The following is a 1252-nucleotide window of genomic DNA, read 5'->3' as shown; positions in this document are numbered from 1 at the left end:
GTTATACTAACAATCAAAACAACCAGGCCTGTAATCAGACCAAGCCATTTATGCAGCCAGAAAAAGAGTTTCCGCAGCATTATTAAAAGTTATAAGAAAGATTCAGACTCATGGTTGCGCCGTTGCCACGTACATATTCTGCATCAATGGCGCGGTACTGGCTTACTACCGGGTAATATGAACTATTCAGCAAATTTTCTACACCTAGTCCGGCTGACCACTTACTGTTAAATCTGTAGCCGGCCGACAGGTTGAAAAGACTTACCGGTTTAACCGGACCTTCACTGTTGGCATACAAACCATTAGCGCGTACATCAAAACGATCACGACCCTCGGTATATACCCAATATAGTTTCACATCAAGCGAACTCAACGGACGGTAGCCCAGGTAAGCAGTTGCTTTAGGTGGCGCAATGCGTAAACCATTCATATATACTTTTGTGCCGCCTGTTTGTTCTGCTTTTCCTTCTACATAAGAGTAGCTGYCTCCCGCTGTCCATTTCTGACTAAAGTATACATCAGCCGAAATTTCGTAGCCATGGATTCTTTCCGGTTCGCGCTGAGGTACAAGGTATCCTCCAACATCAACAAGGTTAGCCCCCAATTTAGAAGTACTTATATAATAAGATGCGGTTAAATTAACAATGCCTAGCCTGCTGCTGAAACCCGTCTCGTAATTATTGGTAATAATAGGATCTGTGGCAATGCTTTCCAGCGTATTGCTGGTTGCACTTCTTAAGATACGACCCAGCTCGTTGATTGCAAAGCCTTGAGAGAAACTTACAAAAGGATTAAAGATATCATATTTGTTGTATCTTAAACCAGCATTGAAAGTAGTGCTATGATAAGGAATCTTACCCCCGGTAACAGCAATACTGCCTTCGCCGTTAGGCCCTCTGGCAATAGTGCTGAAATCCTGTACTTTAACACGGGCATTTTCATAACGAACTCCGGCTTTCAAAACAAAATTGGTCATTATGTCCATCTTCATCTGGGCATATGGTGCAAGATTAAGCATGTTCATGTCCGGAATGTATACCCTGCCATCGGTAAGAACCTGATTGGTTCTGTCGCTTAACAGATCGAGTCCGTAAGTCAGTTCTCCATCGCCAAAAGCGCCCATTTTCCATGGGGTGTTCAATGTTAGGCGAACACCTTTTTTGAACGACTGTATTTTGGTTTGTCCCGGGCCGTACCAGGCCGTTGCTTTCTCCACATATCTGTTCATAGATATAAAGCTATTGTAATAAGC

At 43.3% G+C, this 1252-nt stretch carries 1 protein-coding gene; it reads right to left on the bottom strand.

What is annotated here, in order from left to right:
* Positions 1 to 82: 82 nt before the first annotated feature.
* Positions 83 to 1252 (bottom strand): TonB-dependent receptor domain-containing protein (locus tag AC1DDX_RS21870; protein ID WP_477622593.1); only part of this gene is annotated, 1170 nt, incomplete at its 5' end.

The organism is Pedobacter sp. 10L46_2 (assembly GCF_056395165.1).
This window is presented reverse-complemented; position numbering and strand designations above follow the sequence as displayed.